The sequence below is a fragment of the Mycobacterium sp. 5-140-3-2 genome, assembly GCF_035666375.1.
Classification (GTDB): domain Bacteria; phylum Actinomycetota; class Actinomycetes; order Mycobacteriales; family Mycobacteriaceae; genus Mycobacterium; species Mycobacterium intracellulare.
Window position 1 is genome coordinate 3,412,560 of the sequence record NZ_CP142025.1, and the last position, 16,197, is coordinate 3,428,756.

15 protein-coding genes are annotated in these 16,197 nt (G+C 60.9%); 10 read left to right on the forward strand and 5 right to left on the reverse strand.

Annotation, left to right across the window (positions count from 1 at the left end; translation table 11 throughout):
• The first annotated feature begins 204 nt into the window (after positions 1-204).
• From rfbF to P6281_RS15570, 7 genes are all read left to right on the forward strand, one after another.
• A complete protein-coding gene (rfbF, locus tag P6281_RS15540) occupies positions 205-978 on the forward strand; it encodes a glucose-1-phosphate cytidylyltransferase (RefSeq protein WP_026071340.1) in 774 nt (257 codons plus the stop codon).
• Positions 966-2,054, forward strand: coding sequence for a CDP-glucose 4,6-dehydratase (rfbG, locus tag P6281_RS15545; RefSeq protein ID WP_237394617.1), 1,089 nt, complete (start codon positions 966-968; stop codon positions 2,052-2,054). Before rfbF ends, rfbG begins: the two co-directional genes overlap by 13 nt.
• On the forward strand, positions 2,039-2,602 hold the full coding sequence (locus P6281_RS15550) for a dTDP-4-dehydrorhamnose 3,5-epimerase family protein (RefSeq protein WP_231119624.1): 564 nt from the start codon (positions 2,039-2,041) through the stop codon (positions 2,600-2,602). Before rfbG ends, P6281_RS15550 begins: the two co-directional genes overlap by 16 nt.
• On the forward strand, positions 2,599-3,822 hold the full coding sequence (locus tag P6281_RS15555; protein ID WP_269153946.1) for a class I SAM-dependent methyltransferase: 1,224 nt from the start codon (positions 2,599-2,601) through the stop codon (positions 3,820-3,822). The genes P6281_RS15550 and P6281_RS15555 overlap by 4 nt, the downstream gene beginning before the upstream one ends.
• The gene (locus P6281_RS15560; protein ID WP_237394577.1) at positions 3,819-4,142 is read left to right on the forward strand and encodes a DegT/DnrJ/EryC1/StrS family aminotransferase; all 324 of its coding nucleotides are present in this window, start codon (positions 3,819-3,821) and stop codon (positions 4,140-4,142) included. The genes P6281_RS15555 and P6281_RS15560 overlap by 4 nt, the downstream gene beginning before the upstream one ends.
• Positions 4,139-4,939: an NAD-dependent epimerase/dehydratase family protein gene (locus P6281_RS15565; RefSeq protein ID WP_036455996.1), complete on the forward strand. Its 801-nt coding sequence runs from the start codon at positions 4,139-4,141 to the stop codon at positions 4,937-4,939. The genes P6281_RS15560 and P6281_RS15565 overlap by 4 nt, the downstream gene beginning before the upstream one ends.
• A gap of 788 nt (positions 4,940-5,727) precedes the next feature.
• Positions 5,728-6,519: a cephalosporin hydroxylase family protein gene (locus P6281_RS15570; RefSeq protein ID WP_036455997.1), complete on the forward strand. Its 792-nt coding sequence runs from the start codon at positions 5,728-5,730 to the stop codon at positions 6,517-6,519.
• 125 nt (positions 6,520-6,644) lie between these two features.
• Here the strand turns inward: P6281_RS15570 and P6281_RS15575 are convergent, their stop codons facing one another.
• Positions 6,645-7,514, reverse strand: a complete 870-nt coding sequence (locus P6281_RS15575; protein WP_237394578.1) for a glycosyltransferase family 2 protein — start codon at positions 7,512-7,514, stop codon at positions 6,645-6,647.
• Positions 7,515-8,395: 881 nt separating this feature from the next.
• Here P6281_RS15575 and P6281_RS15580 point away from each other — a divergent pair.
• The 3 genes from P6281_RS15580 (at position 8,396) to P6281_RS15590 (ending at position 12,045) form a co-directional block, all read left to right on the forward strand.
• Positions 8,396-9,448, forward strand: a complete 1,053-nt coding sequence (locus tag P6281_RS15580) for a GDP-mannose 4,6-dehydratase (RefSeq protein ID WP_237394579.1) — start codon at positions 8,396-8,398, stop codon at positions 9,446-9,448.
• Positions 9,445-10,530, forward strand: a complete 1,086-nt coding sequence (locus tag P6281_RS15585) for a glycosyltransferase family 4 protein (RefSeq protein WP_014382797.1) — start codon at positions 9,445-9,447, stop codon at positions 10,528-10,530. Before P6281_RS15580 ends, P6281_RS15585 begins: the two co-directional genes overlap by 4 nt.
• Before the next feature lie 258 nt (positions 10,531-10,788).
• Entirely contained in the window at positions 10,789-12,045 is a 1,257-nt protein-coding gene (locus P6281_RS15590) for a glycosyltransferase (RefSeq protein ID WP_202378308.1), read from the forward strand.
• A 7-nt stretch (positions 12,046-12,052) separates the two neighbouring features.
• On the opposite strand, the gene P6281_RS15595 is transcribed toward P6281_RS15590, so the two are convergent.
• The 4 genes from P6281_RS15595 to P6281_RS15610 form a co-directional block, all read right to left on the reverse strand.
• Positions 12,053-12,832 (reverse strand): SDR family NAD(P)-dependent oxidoreductase, encoded by a 780-nt coding sequence (locus P6281_RS15595; RefSeq protein WP_014380417.1) that lies wholly within the window; start codon positions 12,830-12,832, stop codon positions 12,053-12,055.
• Positions 12,833-12,928: 96 nt separating this feature from the next.
• Positions 12,929-13,732: a class I SAM-dependent methyltransferase gene (locus P6281_RS15600; protein WP_009953302.1), complete on the reverse strand. Its 804-nt coding sequence runs from the start codon at positions 13,730-13,732 to the stop codon at positions 12,929-12,931.
• 115 nt (positions 13,733-13,847) lie between these two features.
• Entirely contained in the window at positions 13,848-14,654 is an 807-nt protein-coding gene (locus P6281_RS15605; RefSeq protein WP_009953300.1) for a TylF/MycF/NovP-related O-methyltransferase, read from the reverse strand.
• Positions 14,655-14,749: 95 nt separating this feature from the next.
• Complete coding sequence (locus tag P6281_RS15610) at positions 14,750-16,036, reverse strand: glycosyltransferase (protein ID WP_324738415.1); 1,287 nt, start codon at positions 16,034-16,036, stop codon at positions 14,750-14,752.
• Positions 16,037-16,197: the final 161 nt, after the last annotated feature.

Below are 16,197 nucleotides of genomic sequence, written 5' to 3' on the forward strand. Positions count from 1 at the left end.
CTATTCCCGCTGCCCACACCCGTCGCGGGCCGATCCGCGATCTCTCGGTCAGCAACTTTATTCTTAGCAAAGCGTCGGCCCAAGGGGGCGCGCCGCGCCCGCACACTGGATCTAGGTAGTCAGTCAGATGTCTCGTGGCACAGTGGGCCTGGTGCGGCGCGTTAGATCCGGAAGTAGCCGACGGAGCTGTCGAAAGGGATGCCGATGAAAGCCGTATTGTTGGCCGGCGGGTTTGGTACTCGCCTGAGCGAAGAAACCACGATCCGCCCCAAACCCATGGTGGAGATCGGCGGACGGCCAATCCTATGGCACATCATGAAGCTCTACTCCCACCACGGTATCCACGATTTTATTGTGTGTTGCGGTTACAAGGGGTATGTGATCAAGGAATATTTCGCCAATTATTTCCTCCACATGTCGGACGTCACTTTTGATATGTCCGCCAACAAGATGGAAGTCCACCGGCACCATGCGGAGCCCTGGCGAGTGACGCTGGTGGATACGGGTGAGAACACCCTTACGGGCGGGCGCCTCAAGCGAGTGGAAGCCTACATCCGGGATGACGAAGCGTTTTGCTTTACCTATGGTGACGGGCTGAGCGACGTGAACATCGGCGCGAGCGTCGAATTCCACCGCCAACACGGCCGCCGCGCCACGGTTACCGCGGTGCTCCCGCCGGGACGTTATGGGGCCCTGGAGTGCGCCGGTGAACAAGTAACGGGCTTTGTCGAGAAGCCGCGAGGTGATGGCGGCCTCATCAATGGCGGATTTTTCGTCCTGTCGCCCTCGGTACTCGATTACATTGAGGGCGACCAGACCTCGTGGGAAGGCCCACCCTTGACCCGTCTCGCTGCCGATGGCGAAATGATGGCCTTCGAGCATTCCGGCTTCTGGCAGCCCATGGACACGCTGCGGGACAAGAACATGCTCGAAGAACTCTGGAGTAGCGGCGAAGCGCCGTGGAAATGCTGGAATTGAACGCTTTCGGATCGGCGTATCGCGGGCGCCGCGTGTTGGTTACCGGTCATACCGGCTTCAAAGGCAGCTGGTTGTGTCTGTGGCTGCAATCCCTGGGCGCCGAAGTCACTGGCATCGCACTAGATCCGACGTCCGAGCCGAGCCATTGGAACCTACTGCAACTAGCGATCCAGGATCACCGCATCGACGTCCGCGACGAAGCGGAAGTCCGTCGGGTATTCGACACTGCAAAACCCGAGATCGTATTCCATTTGGCAGCACAGCCCTTGGTCCGTCGCTCCTACCGCGAGCCGATCGCCACCTGGGCCACCAATGTGATGGGCACTGCGCACGTGCTCGAGGCCGCCCGCCGCACACCGGACGTGCGTGCCATCGTCGTCGTCACGACCGACAAGTGTTACGAAAACCGCGAATGGCCCTGGGCGTACCGTGAACGAGACCGCCTGGGAGGTCACGATCCCTACAGCGCGTCCAAAGCCGGCGCCGAGTTGGTGGCTGCGAGCTATCGGACCGCGTTTCTGCAACAGCCGTCGGCACCGCTGCTCGCAACGGCCCGCGGCGGCAATGTGATTGGCGGTGGCGACTGGTCCGAGGACCGACTGATTCCAGACCTGGTGCGTTCGGTTGCCGCCCGCGAGCCCCTCGTCATTCGCTCGCCGCACGCGACGCGACCGTGGCAGCACGTATTAGATTGCCTCAGTGGTTATCTGGTGCTGGGTCAGCGACTCGTGGCGGGCGACACTGCCTGCGCCGACGCGTGGAACTTTGGGCCGGACGGCGAAGGAAACCGGACCGTCGAGCAGGTACTCCACGAACTTGCGCACACCTGGCCGCAGCTGCGCTGGCAAGTGACATCTGATCCCCAGCCGCACGAGGCAGGCCTACTGCAACTCGACAGCTCCAAGGCGCGGATACAGTTGGGGTGGCGTCCCGTGTGGAAGCTGGACCAGGCAATCCATCACACAGCCATCTGGTATCGCCTTCTGATGGAATCGGGTGCACTGCCGAGCGCCGAGGAACTGGAGACCTACGTCGCCGATGCGGCCAGCGCGGGATTAGGTTGGGCGACAACATGAAAATCCTTGACACGCCGCTGGCCGGCGTCAAGATTGCGCAATCGGTACCGCACCGGGATGCCCGCGGCGCCTTCACCCGCCTCTTCTGTGCCGAGGAACTGCAGCCCGTGCTGGGCCAGCGCCAGATCGTGCAGATCAATCACTCCCGTACCAGCAGCGTCGGCGCCGTGCGCGGCATGCATTTCCAACACCCGCCGCACGCGGAGATGAAGATGATCCGGTGCCTTCGCGGTCGGGTCGTGGACGTCGCGGTCGACCTGCGCGCCGGATCCGCGACCTTCTTGCAGTGGCACGCCGTGGAACTGACCCAGGACGACGCGCAAATGCTAGTCATTCCTGAGGGTTTCGCCCACGGCTTCCAGGTGTTGGAGCCCCACAGCGAGTTGCTCTACCTGCACACCGCGTTCTATAACCCGGCCTCCGAGGGCGGTCTACGGCACGACGATCCGCGGCTCGCCATTACGTGGCCATTGCCGCCACAAGACCTTTCGCCCCGTGACCTTTCCCATCCGCTATTGAGTGCCGATTTCACCGGAGTCGCCTTATGAACTGCCGACACTGCGACATGGCGTTGGAACACAGCTTTGTGGACCTGGGCTTTGCACCCCCCTCCAACGCCTATGTCTACGCCGAGCAGCTGTCCGATCCCGAGGTGCACTACCCGCTGCGCGTGAGGGTGTGTCACCGGTGTTGGTTGGTGCAGACCGAGGACTACGCCCAGGCTGAGGAATTGTTCAGCGCCGACTACGCCTACTTCTCCAGCACTTCGAGCAGTTGGCTCGATCACGCCGCCGACTACGCGCGCATGATCACCGACCGGTTGCAGCTTGGGCCCGAGAGTTTCGTCATCGAGGTCGCCTCTAACGACGGCTATCTTCTGAAAAACTTTGTGGCAGCGGGGATCCCCTGCCTGGGAATCGAGCCGACGGCAAGCACGGCGGCGGCAGCTGAGGCGCTGGGCATCCCAGTCATGCGGGAATTCTTCGGTGAAGCCCTAGGTCGCGGGCTGGCAGATGAAGGACGGTCGGCGGATCTGATCGCCGGCAATAATGTGTACGCACACGTGCCCGATATCAACGACTTCACCCGGGGATTGGCTGCAGCGCTCAAGCCGGAAGGCACTGTCACACTGGAATTTCCGCACCTTGTCCCATTGATCGAGCAGACCCAGTTCGACACGATCTACCACGAGCATTTCTCTTACCTGTCACTCACCGCGGTGGTCCGCATCTTCGCCGAAGCCGGCCTGCGCGTGTGGGATGTCGAGGAGCTGCCAACTCACGGCAGTAGCCTACGGGTATATGGCTGCCACACCGACGCAGCGATCGTCACAAGGGACCGCGTCGCCGCGCTGCTCGCGCGCGAGGCCGAGTTCGGGGTGACTCGGCTGGAGACCTACACCGAATTCCAGAAGCGAACCGACCGGGTGAAGGACGATCTGGTGGCCTTTCTGATCGAACAGAAGCGTGCCGGCCGACGAGTGGCCGCCTACGGAGCGGCCGCCAAAGGCAACACCTTGCTGAACTACGCCGGTATCAGGCCCGACCTGTTGCCCTACGTCTGTGACGCCGCACCATCCAAGCAAGGGAAATTCCTGCCGGGAAGCCACATTCCAATCCGCGCGCCGCAGGCGCTGTGGGAAAATTCGCCAGACTACGTGGTGATCCTGCCCAGGAACATCGCTCAGGAAGTGCGGACGCAGCTGAAAGATCTTGCCGAGGCAGGTGCGATTTTCGTGACGGCGGTTCCTGAATTGAGCTTCCTGTGAAGCCCCGTATCGCGTACACCAAGCCGTCGATCACCGACCTCGAGGTGGGCTACGCCACCGATGCCGCCGCGAACGGCTGGGGTGAGCAGTGTTATGCGTACATCGGGAGGTTCGAGAACTCGTATAAGGAGCACCTCGGCGTCAAGCACGCGATCGCCACGTCGAGTTGCACGGGCGCACTGCACATGGGCATGGCTGCGCTCGGAATCGGGCCCGGCGACGAGGTCATCATGGCTGACACCAACTGGATCGCCTCGGCGGCGCCGATCGTCCACCTGGGGGCCAAGCCCGTCTTCGTCGACATCCTCGTCTGGTCATGACTGTCGTCGTGACCGGAGCTACCGGCTTTGTCGGCCGGCAGGTGCTCAGGGAGCTGCTCGAGCGCGGTCAGCGCGTACGGGCTGTGGTTCGCGACGGCGGCGATCTACCAACGTCGGTCGATGTGGCCACGGTGAACGACCTGTTCACGACGGACATCTCCAACCTATCTGAACTGTTGGCCGGCTCCGACACACTCATCCATCTGGCCTGGTACGCCGAGCCCGGCAAGTATCTGCAATCCCCACAGAACATGGAATGCCTCACCGGCACATTGAAACTGGCCAAAGCCTTTCACGAAGCGGGGGGTAAGAGATTCGTCGGTATCGGTACCTGCGCTGAATACGACACCGCAGCAGGCGTACTGACCACTACCACCCCGCTGGCACCCACTACGCTGTACGCGGCGTGTAAGGCGTCGGCCTACATGACGCTGAGCCGCTACTTCGATGCCGACAGCTTTGCGTGGTGCCGGATCTTCTACCTGTATGGCGAGGGCGAGGACGAGCGTCGCCTGATTCCCTATGTGCGCCGGCAACTCACAGCGGGTGAAGAGGTGCTGCTATCGCGTGGGGATCAGGTCAGGGACTTCATGGACGTGAAAGACGCAGCCAGCATGATTGTGGACACCGCGCTAAGTGATCGCAAAGGCGCTGTCAACATCTGTTCAGGACAAGGAATTACAGTACGCAAACTCGTGGAAAACATAGCCGACGAGTATGGCCGTAACGATTTGCTACGTTTTGGCGCCAAACCTGACAATGCGTTTGACCCTCCGAAAGTTGTTGGTGTGCAATGAGAGATGACGATATGGGAATGGCCTTACACTGATACATCTGCACACATTGTCCATGGCAGTACCGCACCCAGGTGTACCCATATACAGCAACTCCAGCATCTCGCGTCTTCTGTTCGTCAGGTATGTGCGTCGTAAACACCCGGGCTATTCTGACGACTTACGGAAAATTGATCTGATTTGATCAGTCGGTGCACGCATACAGCACAACGATAAAAGGGGCAGCCTTACCCCTTTCGTATGCCATGTCATGCGGTTGCGCACACCCGGGCTGCTTTACGTTTTTTGTCAAAATTTTACCAAGAGTCGTCCATCCGCTTGAGGCGTCGCTAGTGGGCAATAACCACACATGATCGACGCAGCAGTGTCATGAGTTGCAAACCTCCGGTGACATCGTCGTGCAGGTTGGTTTGGTGCCGTGGTTGACTTGGCGTTTCACTGCACCGAGCGTTTTCGTGTTGCTCCGCTGCTTGAAACACAGGACCGCCATGCCGCTGATTGCGCTAAACGGTGCGGGGGTGGTGAGACACCGGGCCCGCCTTGGGTAGCTTCAGTTGCGGATTCGGCACGATAGTGATCGGTACTGTGTGAGGGGATCTCCGGGCGCGTTGCCGTCGAATGAACAGCGACGACGGCCACGGCCGGTCCCCCAAATCGCAACTTCCAAGTGCGGACTCCAACCACCGGCGTCTCAGACAAGGAGACACCGAAAATCGACACAAGTATCATCCTCTCCGGCGGGCTCGACTCTCGACTCCGCTTGAGCTGGGGCCGTCAATCACCTTAGGAGAATGAACGTGGCCGACCAAAGTCTGACAGACCATCAGCGGAGCGTGATCGAGAATGTAGAGGCTCTCGCGAAAGACCACGAAATCGCTCGCCTATCTTCCGAATGGACCGATCGAAGCGTTACGCATCGCTACTCGTACAATTTCGAGTGGCTCGGCCGGCCGATCATCCAATACCCGCAGGACATCGTCTGTCTACAGGAGTTGATTTGGAAGGTTAAGCCTAGTGTGATTGTCGAGACGGGGATCGCGCATGGGGGGTCATTGATCCTCAGCGCTTCGATGCTCGCACTGCTTGACATGTGTGACGCGATCACCAATGACACACCTCTTGACGTGCGGGCTCCCAGCCGACGCGTAATCAGCGTCGATATCGACATACGGGCTCATAATCGTGCTGCGATAGAAGCCCACCCAATGTATAAATACATTACGATGATCGAAGGGTCCAGCGTTGACCCGGACATAATTCAACAGGTTCACGGTCTGGCGCGCAGCGATGGCCCCGTGCTCGTTTGTCTCGACAGCAACCACACGCATGAGCACGTCCTTGCCGAATTGTCGGCCTACGCACCTCTTGTGACTCCGAATAGCTATTGCGTGGTATTCGATACCGTAATCGAGGACTTGGGCGCGGACAAATACCCCGACCGGCCGTGGGGCCCAGGCAACAACCCGAAGACGGCAGTCTGGGAATTTCTCAAGTCGCATTCCGAGTTCGAGATTGACCGCAAAATTCCGCAAAAATTACAACTAACCATGGCGCCGGACGGGTATCTCCGCAGGATCCGGTGACGTGCGGCTTCTTAGCAAGGCTGCGACAGCCCGGCAAGCTCTGTACAGAGCCGTGGGCAGCTGATCTAACCGCTTTGATACCCAGGCGATAACAAAATAGTGACTTACTTGGTACTGCGCAGCATTCAGTCGCCCCTCAGCATTGGGCGCATACCGGCCTTGTACCGCTGATACAACGCGGTGAATACTCTCCCATAGGCCACGCGCCAGTTGAGTACTACGAGCCGAGACAATAGCGACACCCTGTCGGTCAGGGGGAAAGACTTAGCCAATTTGAGCGCGTAGGCCGAGAAAGTGAAGAACGGCAGTACAGCTTCGATGCGGCGACCTCGGAGAACACGGTATGCGTCCGCGCGGCTGCTGGCTCCCGACACACCGAGTTCCAACCAGCCGCCATCGGTTCGATTTATGTTTCCACGCGAGGCAAGGAACAGATCGATCGCCCAATCTGCCGCCCAGAATGACTGACCGATGACATCACATTGGCGCAGGATCGCGGTCCGAACCACAGAGTAGTACACAGCTTGAGATTGCCAGCAATGGTCCATAAAGCCCGCAAAGCGTTCGCCCGGAGTGCCGACAAGCGAGAAGGTGACATTGTCCGCTTCAGCCTGCCCCATGAACCTGTTCGGGCAGGTTGACGCTACATAGTCGACATTTTCCTCCAGGAAGTTGATATTCAACTCCAAGAAATTGTCTGACCGCGTATCGTCTGCGGCAAGCCAATGAAAATATTCACCGACTGCTTTATCCAAAACGAACTTGAAATTGGCAGCGGCGCCAATATTGTTTTCCTGGCGAAAGTACTTTATTCGGGGATTAATTGCAGCCATTTCTCGACAGATTTGAGCTGTATTATCTGTGGACGCATTGTCGGAGATGATCACCTCGTAGTCGCGGAACGACTGAGAATTTATAGATCTGAGGGCCTGCTCAAGAGACGCCCCGCCATTGTAGACGGGAATGCCGACACTTATTCGAACTTGGCCATTCACGTTCACATCTTTCTGCGCAGGAACCCGCGCGGCGCCACTGACATCAGCAGCTTATTGTCCAGGGAGTCATCGATCTCGAACTCCACACGGTTCTCAAGGTACTTCCAAAACGACGGTTTTCGGGTTGTCACGGTGCCCCCAGGGACGATCCGGATGGGCACCGACCCGGCAGGGCTTCGACAATCGTCGCCGCAATATCCTGCGGGGCCCCCAAGCGCGGCGAAATGGTATGAGTATCGAGCACTAGTGGACGCGGAAATCCATTGAGAAGAGAGGAGGGTAAGCCCACATACAGCGCCAACTTTTTCCTGCTCGTTCACGGGCGCTTTCCTATCTCAATTCGCACTCCGTACTGCTCCCTATCCCGAAACCAACATCCTCGAACGGCTCAGCATAACTTCGCCGTACAAACGCCTGCGCCGCCATGTAGATCACCAGAGCCGGGTTGGCGATGCGCAATGACCCCACGAGTTTAACGGCTCTTCCGAAATGAGAGTGCGTGGTTGGTTGGTTGATCACGGTGAATGCGTGTCGCTGAGTTGAGGTGGGACCTCGGTGCGTGACGATTCGGGTTCCTACACTCGACCGCCACACCACCGAGGTTGCCCGTGTCTGAGGCCAGTGCCTGCCCGCTCAACGTTGTTGCCGACACGATCATGCGCACGATTGAGTTTGGTGACGATCACTGGTGCGGCGATCGCCCAGGAGCTGACCTGGATCGACTGCGGTGAGACCGGCCAACTGCATGATCATGTCGAACGAGTGCCAATCTGCCGGTGGTGGGCCATCGACCCGGTTGCGGGTGCGCCTACCCGGCTTCACCTGCGGCAACGACAGGTGCACGATCACGATCTTTCGCCAGCGCACCGACGGAGGTTGGATTGCTCATCGGTCCAACCGTGGCGTACGTTCGGACTGTTCTTTCCTTCGGTACTTTTGGTGGTGCGGGCGATCCCCAGGAGGGTTTATTGCGAGCGCTTGTCTGCGGCATTTCAGGCCAAGATGGCGCTTATCTGGCGCGCCTGCTGCTCGACAAAGGTTACGAGGTAATCGGCACGTCGCGAGACGCTCAGATCGGTGGCTTCCCCAACCTGGTGCGGCTCGGAGTCCGGGATCATGTTCGCCTGGAATCCATGGCGGCCAATGACTTCCGCAGCGTGCTCAACGTACTGCGGGAAACCGAACCCCAAGAGATTTACAACCTAGCCGGCCAAAGCTCAGTCGGGCTATCGTTTGAACAGCCGGTGGAAACCCTGGACAGCATGGCCGTCGGCACGATCAATCTGCTCGAAGCGATACGTTTTCTGGATGAGCCCGTCCGCTTTTACAGCGCCGGCTCCAGTGAATGCTTCGGAGACACCGAAGGCCAGCCGGCAAATGAGCAAACCCCCTTCCGCCCCCGCAGCCCCTACGCCGTAGCGAAAAGCACAGCACACTGGCTGGTCGCCAACTACCGGGAGGCATACGGGCTGCACGCCAGCACCGGCATATTGTTCAACCATGAATCGCCGTTGCGCCCCGAGCGTTTCGTGACCAAGAAGATTGTGGCCGCCGCGGTCCGCATCGCCAAAGGCGAGCGCTCACGTTTGACGCTGGGCAACATTGCCATCAAACGAGACTGGGGATGGGCACCTGAATATGTCGACGCGATGTGGCGCATGTTGCAGCAACCCAGCGGCTCAGACTTCGTGATCGCCACCGGACAAAGCCACACTCTCGAAGAATTCGCACAGACCGCCTTTAATCACCTCGGTCTTGACTGGCGAGAACATACCGATCTTTCCGAGGCGCTTAGGCGCCCTTCCGATCTCACCGGAGGGCTCGGCGATGCGTCCCGAGCACGAGACGTGCTCGGCTGGTCGCCGACCTACCGAATGCACGACGTCGTCAAAGCCATGGTTGAGGCCGAACACACGGGAGTCCAGCCCCTATGAAAGTCGCATTCGACCATCACATCTTCGCTTACCAGCGATACGGTGGTGTTTCACGCTATTTCGTCGAACTGGCAAGCCGCCTTCCCGCCCACGGCGTGGAGGCATCGGTCATCGCCCCACTGCACATCAACAACTACCTGGCGAACGACTCCGCCCGCGGCCTCACGCGGGGCAAGTACGTGCGCTCCGAATTCGCAGGCATCCCCCTTGCGCTCGGACTGACAAACCGGTTGGCTGCGCCCCTAGCATGGAGGGGAGCCAATCCCGACATCGTGCACGAAACCTATTTCTCCGCCAAACCATTGGGTAAGGCACGGCGCCGCGTCGTCACGGTCTACGACATGATCCACGAGCTCTTCATGCCTAACGCCAAACTTGCGATCGCCGCCAAGCGCGCGGCGGTCAAACGCGCCGACCACATCATCTGCATCTCCGAGAACACCAGGCAAGACCTGGTACGTCTTCACGATATCGACCCAGCGCGCACCAGTGTCGTGCACCTTGGCTATTCGCTGACTGCCGAAGCTGACTCGGCACAGGACGGTTTACGCGGACAAAGACCGACGCTCTTGTACGTCGGACTGCGAGGGGGATATAAGAATTTCAGCACGTTGCTGCAGGCGTATAGCAGCTCTCCGGTACTGCGAGAATTCGAATTGATAGCCTTCGGCGGACCCCCGTTGCGCCGCGACGAGCAGGAAGAAATCAATCGGCTGGGGATCGGCGACCAGGTGCGTTTCGAGTCAGGCACCGACCGCGAACTCGCGGCACATTACCAGGCGGCCGCCGCGTTCATCTGCCCCTCAAAATACGAAGGATTCGGGATTCCACCCCTCGAAGCCATGAGCCACGGGTGCCCGGTTGTGTGCAGCAACGCAGGATCGATCCCCGAAGTAGTCGCAGACGCAGGCGCATATTTCGATCCCAATAGCCCCGAGGAATTACGCACTACTCTTGAGCGCGTCGCAACCGACGAGGCCCTGCAAGCAGACCTGCGAGCGCGTGGATATGAACGCCTCGCCGCCTTCTCCTGGGACAAGTGCGCCGCAGACACGGCACGAATCTATCGCGAAATCGTCTGACTGAAGGGCCGTGCGACACCCGATGCCTGGGCAACCTGTTGACTTGGCCCATTCTCCGCGGTCAACCACTTCCGAGCACCATCAGTAATCGGCGCCACCGTCGCGGACAGTGTCGACGACACAGGGGCGACATCGCTCACGCGGTAAGCTGCCCGCTGATTTCACAGTCTTCTTCACGCTGGAGATGCGCTGATTAGCTAGTCTCAGCACAACGACCAGACCGATTCGAAGTCAAGGAACACAAGGCTGGGACCCACAATGAAGTTTGCCCTGGCGAGTTACGGAACTCGCGGCGACATCGAGCCTTCCGCCGCCGTGGGTCGCGAACTGGTGCGCCGAGGGCACGACGTACGACTGGCCGTCCCCCCGGAACTGGTTGCCTTCGTCGAATCGACCGGGCTGGTAGCCGTTCCTTACGGCCCCAAAGTGCAGGAGTTCCTCGACGAGGAATTCCTGCGGAACATGTGGGCGGATTTCTTCCGCAATCCGATCAGGCAGCTGCCCAAAGTTTGGGACCCGATCATCAAGTATTGGCCGGACGTGAGCACGACGCTGAAGTCGCTCGCGGATGGGGCCGACTTGCTCACCACCGGCCTGAATTTCGAGCAGGCCGCCGCCAATGTGGCTGAGTACTACGACATTCCGTTGGCCTCGTTGCATCACTTCCCCATGCGCGCCAACGGCCGCCTGGTGCCCAGCATGCCGGCCCCTTTGGTCCGCTCGACGATGACGGCGATCGAGTGGCTGTTTTGGCGCTCGACGAAGAAGGTCGACAACGCGCAGCGCCAAGAACTCGGACTGCCCAAGGCGACACATCGTTCGCAGCGACGAATCGCCGACCACGGTTGGCTGGAAATCCAAACCTACGACGACGTGTTTTTTCCCGGCCTGGCCGCCGAATGGGCGAAATGGGGTAGCCGCCGTCCGTTCGTCGGCGCACTCACCATGGAGTTGGCGACCGACGCCGACGACGATGTCGCCTCGTGGATCGCCTCGGGAACACCACCCATCTGCTTCGGGTCCGGGAGCATACCGGTCGAATCCCCCACCGCCACCGTCGAAATGATCGGTGCGGCCTGCGCACAGCTGGGCGAGCGGGCGCTCATTTGCTTCGGCGGCACAGAGTTCAGCGACGTGCCGCATTTCGACCACGTCAAAGTCGTCGGCCCGGTCAACTACTCGTCCATCTTCCCCGCCTGCCGTGCCGTCGTTCATCACGGTGGTTCGGGCACCACGGCCGCGAGCCTGCGCGCGGGAATCCCCACCTTGGCCCTGTGGAGTTCGGCCGATCAGCCGTATTGGGCGGCCCAGATCAAACGCTTGAAAGTAGGTGCCGCCCGACGCTTTTCGGCCACCACCCCACGCTCGCTGGTGGCGGACCTGCGTACCATCCTCGCCCCGGACTACGCGACCAGAGCCCGGGAACTCTCCGCCCGGATGAGCAAGCCCGCCGAGAGCATCGGGACCACCGCCGACCTCTTGGAGGAGGCCGTCCGCCGGAAAGTGGTTGGCTGAGGCCGCCTTATCGCCGCCCGGCGGGGGTGGAATTTATCCGACTGGCGACCGCCTTGAGCGAATCGGGCAGGAAACGCAGGGCCACACCCACGGTCTTGGTGGTCAGAGATCCGCCGACGACCTTGCGGTCGCCGCGCATCATCGCCTCGAAACCCTGCCTGGCAACCTCGGCCGGGTCATCCTTCGGCTTTTGCCCCGCACGCGTCTCGTCCATACCCGCGCGGTTGAAGAAGTTGGTCTCGATGGTGCCGGGCAGCAGGGAGGTGATAGTGATTCCGGTATCACGCAATTCGTCCTGCAAGGCCCCGGCGAAGGACTGAACGAACGACTTGGAGGCGTGATAAACCGCCTCGAAAGGCCCGGGCGCCATCGACGCCAGCGACGACGTGAGCAGCACCCTCCCCGCGCCGCTCCGGGTCATGTTGCGCAGCACCAGCTTGGCCAGGTGCACGGTCGAGCGCACGTTGAGGTCGATGATGGACATATCGTGCGCCAGGTCGCCCTCGACGAAGCTTCCCCCGCCGCCGATGCCGGCGTTCAGCGCGGCTGCATCGATCGGACGATCACCCTCTGTGGCCTGCCGATAGAGCTTTTCGACGCCTTCCGGGGTGCGTAGGTCAACCTGTACCGGCCGGACATCGACGCCCCACCGGGATAACGTGGTGGACGCTGGGTAGATGCCGTCGTTTTCGGCCGCCACCACCAGGTCATATCCCCGCTCGGCAAACAGCTCCGCTAGCTCGAGACCAATTCCACTGGACGCGCCGGTGATCAATGCTAATGCCATAGCAGAGGCCTACCCGTGTGAAAGAACGTGAAACCAGATCGCGCGGGCAACTCGAGGTTCGGCGCGCTAAAACCCTTGGGAGAAGGCCTGGTTCGCCTAGCGTGCAGGCTTGATGAGCAGGCCCTGGCCCGTGGGCAATGTGCAGATTTTCACACCCAGCTCGCCGGCAACTTCGTCCATGGCGGCGCGCTGCTCGTCGCGTCCCCGGTTGGCGTAGTCATCCAGCAGCACGAACGCACCCGGGGTGAGCCGCGGCCAAAAGAACCGGAGCGCAGCGACTTCGGGGGGAGCGCAGTTCATGTCGATGTGCAGATACGCCACCGACGGCGCATCGACCTGCTCCAGTGTCTCGGGAACCGCGCCGACGATGATGCGCTGGTTTTTCCATTGCGCGAAATTGGCGCGGACGCTGTCAACGCCGTTCACGTACATCCCGTTGCGCAGATGCCCTTTGCTAGTCTCCAGCGCCCCGGCCCGCCGTTCGTTCTCGGTGACGAACCGCGGATCGAGACCGGCGAAGGTGTCAAGCAAATAGAACGTCTTGCCCAGCCGATCCCAGTCGAGGTACTCCATGATGGCGCTGCTCAAGAACCCGTAACTGACGCCGCACTCGACGAAATCGCCCTCGAGCTTGCTGGCGCTGGCCGCCGCCCACAGCCCCACGTGCACGCGCCATTGCCACTGGTACCAATCCTCGTTGCCCAGGGAGCGGGCGCCACGCTGGTAAGCGCGCTGGAATTCGGGATCATCCAGAAACGCGTGAAAGTTGTTGAACGTGATCAACGCGTCGTTGGCGTAGACGTCGGGCAACAGTGTGCGCGCGAGCCAGTATTCGGTGCGCACCCACCACATCCGCAGGCGGGTGCCGGTTGTCAGCCCTGGTGCCACGGCGGCAACCATAGCATCGGCACGTACCCCGTCCGGTGCAAACGGAATCGGTTCATCATGATCGTGTTCCGCCCATCCCGCACCGAAGGGCAAATCGTCTCGTACACCTAGAGTTTCAGCGATCTCTTTAGGACTTACGCCATAGCACGCCGGTGCCGTCGATCTCGACGATCTCGTCGGTCACGCCGTGCTTGTCGCGGTAGTCCGTCACCGCCTGCGCGCACGCCTTGATCGCGTGGTAGTCGTCGACGATGCAAAAGCCTCCGGGCGACAGCCGCGGGTAGAGCGCGTCGAGCGCCTGAATCGTCGACTCGTAAAGGTCGCCGTCAAGCCGCAACACCGAAATCCGGTCGATCGGGGCGTCCTGCAGGGTGTCCTTGAACCAGCCCGGAAGAAAACGCACCTGGTCGTCCAACAAACCGTAGCGCTCGAAATTGGCCTTGACGTGCTCTTGCGGCACACCCAGGATGCGCGCGTGGCGATGCAGCCGGATTCCTTTATCCGCCTTGTAATTGACGGTATCGGGTGGCGGCACTCCGGCGAACGAATCGCACAACCACACGGTTCGCTTCTCGTCTCCATAGGCGGCCAATACGGCGCGCATCAAGATCGAGGCGCCGCCGCGCCACACACCGCACTCGACCAGATCGCCGGGCACGTCGTCTTCCAGAACCGTCTCGACGCAGTGCTGCAGGCTGGTCAACCGCTGCATGCCGATCATCGTCAAGGCGTCCGCCGGCCAGTCCAGGCCCAAGTCGCGGGCATCCTTGTTGAATGGCCGCTTGCGCACCAGCAGCAAGTTACGCGTGCTGAAGAGGGGACGTCCCAAGCGGTACAACCCCACCGGCACCAACTCGTCGCTGCCATACCTGGTGAGGTCACGCCGGAGCAGATCGAGGTATGCAAACCGCGTGTCGTGATCAGTCACCGCCATAACTGCCCCTAACTCCGCGTGCCAGTAATACCGGTAGAGAGCCTAGACGCCCCTCCACGCCATCAATGCGTTTCGCTGTACCCGTCACCGGTTGCTCAGCGACTTCGCTCGGTGGATACCCCGGGAACACAGCGCCCCGAACGAGCGAATTCTTCCAACAGATCGACGGCGCGCCCTGCGCTCTCGGCGGGCTTACTCATCCGGGTCGCCAGCTCACGGGCGCGGGTGGTGTACTCCGGGGCAAGGATCGTCCGCAGATCGGCAATCAGAGTTTCAGGGGTGGCGCTCGAGAACCGCCGGGATGTGCCTACCTTCAGTTGCTTGACACGCGACCCCCACATCGGCTGGTCGCCGGCCGTCCAGAGGATCAGCGAAGGGATCCCCGCGCGCAGGCCGGCGGCCGTGGTGCCCGAGCCGCCATGATGGACGACCGCGCGACAGGCGGGGAAGATTTTCGTGTAGTTGACCACGCCGACCACCTTGACGTGGTCCAACTGGGGGACATTGCTGAAGTCGCTCCAACCGGAGCAGACCAACGCCCGCTCCCCCAACTCCGTGCAGGCGGCGCCGATCATTCTCACCGTGTCGGCCGGTGATTCGGCGACCGGCATGCTGCCGAAACCGAAGCAGATCGGAGGCGTGCCCTTGGCGATCCACGCCAACACCTCGTCATCGCAATCGGTCGTCAGTTCCATGGTCAACGAGCCCACAAACGGCCGCTGACCACCCCACTTCGCCCATTCGTCGGCCAGCCCGGGGAAGCACACGTCGTCGTAGGCCTGGATTTCCAGCGAACCCCGCTCGGCGATCCGGCGCGGCGAGGCCACCGTTGCAGTGGGAAGGCCGAGCTCGCGCCGCTGACGATCCTCGGCCTTCTTGTTCATCCGCCAGCACATCCAGTCGTACACGGCCATTCCGGTGCGGACCATGGGCGCGGGCACCCCCGGTACTACCCTGCCGTTGGGCCGCATCGGGATGTAGTGCAGTGTGGCCATCGGAATGCCGTAGTAGTCGGCGACGTTGATCGCCAAATCCTGGTAAAGCTGCCCGGTGAACAGCAAATCGGCTCCGGCACCCACCGACATCAGCGCCGCGCTCATTTCCTGCCAGTTTTTCAGTACCGGTTCCCAGGCTTCCCGTATCAACTTGACCGGGCCGCGGATGAAGTTTTTGAAGAAGTCGCGGATGAACTCGTCGCTCCAAAAGTCATGCATGTCCGGCCCGTACGGAATCGCCGGCACACCGGCCTCCTCGGCCAGATCGACAAGGTTGGGCGGCACGGCCATGCGTACCGAGTGGCCTCTGCGCATCAGTTCACGACCGATGGTGAGGCAAGGCTCGATATCGCCACGCGTTCCATAACTTGCCACAGCAAATTTCATCGCGACTTTACCTTAGTCAATCTCCGACGGCGCGGGCAACTTTGACTGCGGCGTTTCCGCTCGGTAATCTGCGGCCCGCCATTTACCCTGGGGCGCGGTCGGCGTCATTGGTTGTCGTTGTTCCGCAACGGATTTGGCACCCCGCGGCCACGCGGGATGGT

Excerpts from the sequence above, each read along its gene's own strand:
- rfbF (WP_026071340.1), top strand. The coding sequence starts at position 205 with ATGAAAGCCGTATTGTTGGCCGGCGGGTTTGGTACTCGCCTGAGCGAA.
- rfbG (WP_237394617.1), top strand. The coding sequence starts at position 966 with ATGCTGGAATTGAACGCTTTCGGATCGGCGTATCGCGGGCGCCGCGTG.
- P6281_RS15555 (WP_269153946.1), top strand. The coding sequence starts at position 2,599 with ATGAACTGCCGACACTGCGACATGGCGTTGGAACACAGCTTTGTGGAC.
- P6281_RS15565 (WP_036455996.1), top strand. The coding sequence starts at position 4,139 with ATGACTGTCGTCGTGACCGGAGCTACCGGCTTTGTCGGCCGGCAGGTG.
- P6281_RS15570 (WP_036455997.1), top strand. The coding sequence starts at position 5,728 with ATGAACGTGGCCGACCAAAGTCTGACAGACCATCAGCGGAGCGTGATC.
- P6281_RS15585 (WP_014382797.1), top strand. The coding sequence starts at position 9,445 with ATGAAAGTCGCATTCGACCATCACATCTTCGCTTACCAGCGATACGGT.
- P6281_RS15590 (WP_202378308.1), top strand. The coding sequence starts at position 10,789 with ATGAAGTTTGCCCTGGCGAGTTACGGAACTCGCGGCGACATCGAGCCT.
- P6281_RS15595 (WP_014380417.1), bottom strand. The coding sequence starts at position 12,832 with ATGGCATTAGCATTGATCACCGGCGCGTCCAGTGGAATTGGTCTCGAG.
- P6281_RS15600 (WP_009953302.1), bottom strand. The coding sequence starts at position 13,732 with ATGGTTGCCGCCGTGGCACCAGGGCTGACAACCGGCACCCGCCTGCGG.
- P6281_RS15605 (WP_009953300.1), bottom strand. The coding sequence starts at position 14,654 with ATGGCGGTGACTGATCACGACACGCGGTTTGCATACCTCGATCTGCTC.
- P6281_RS15610 (WP_324738415.1), bottom strand. The coding sequence starts at position 16,036 with ATGAAATTTGCTGTGGCAAGTTATGGAACGCGTGGCGATATCGAGCCT.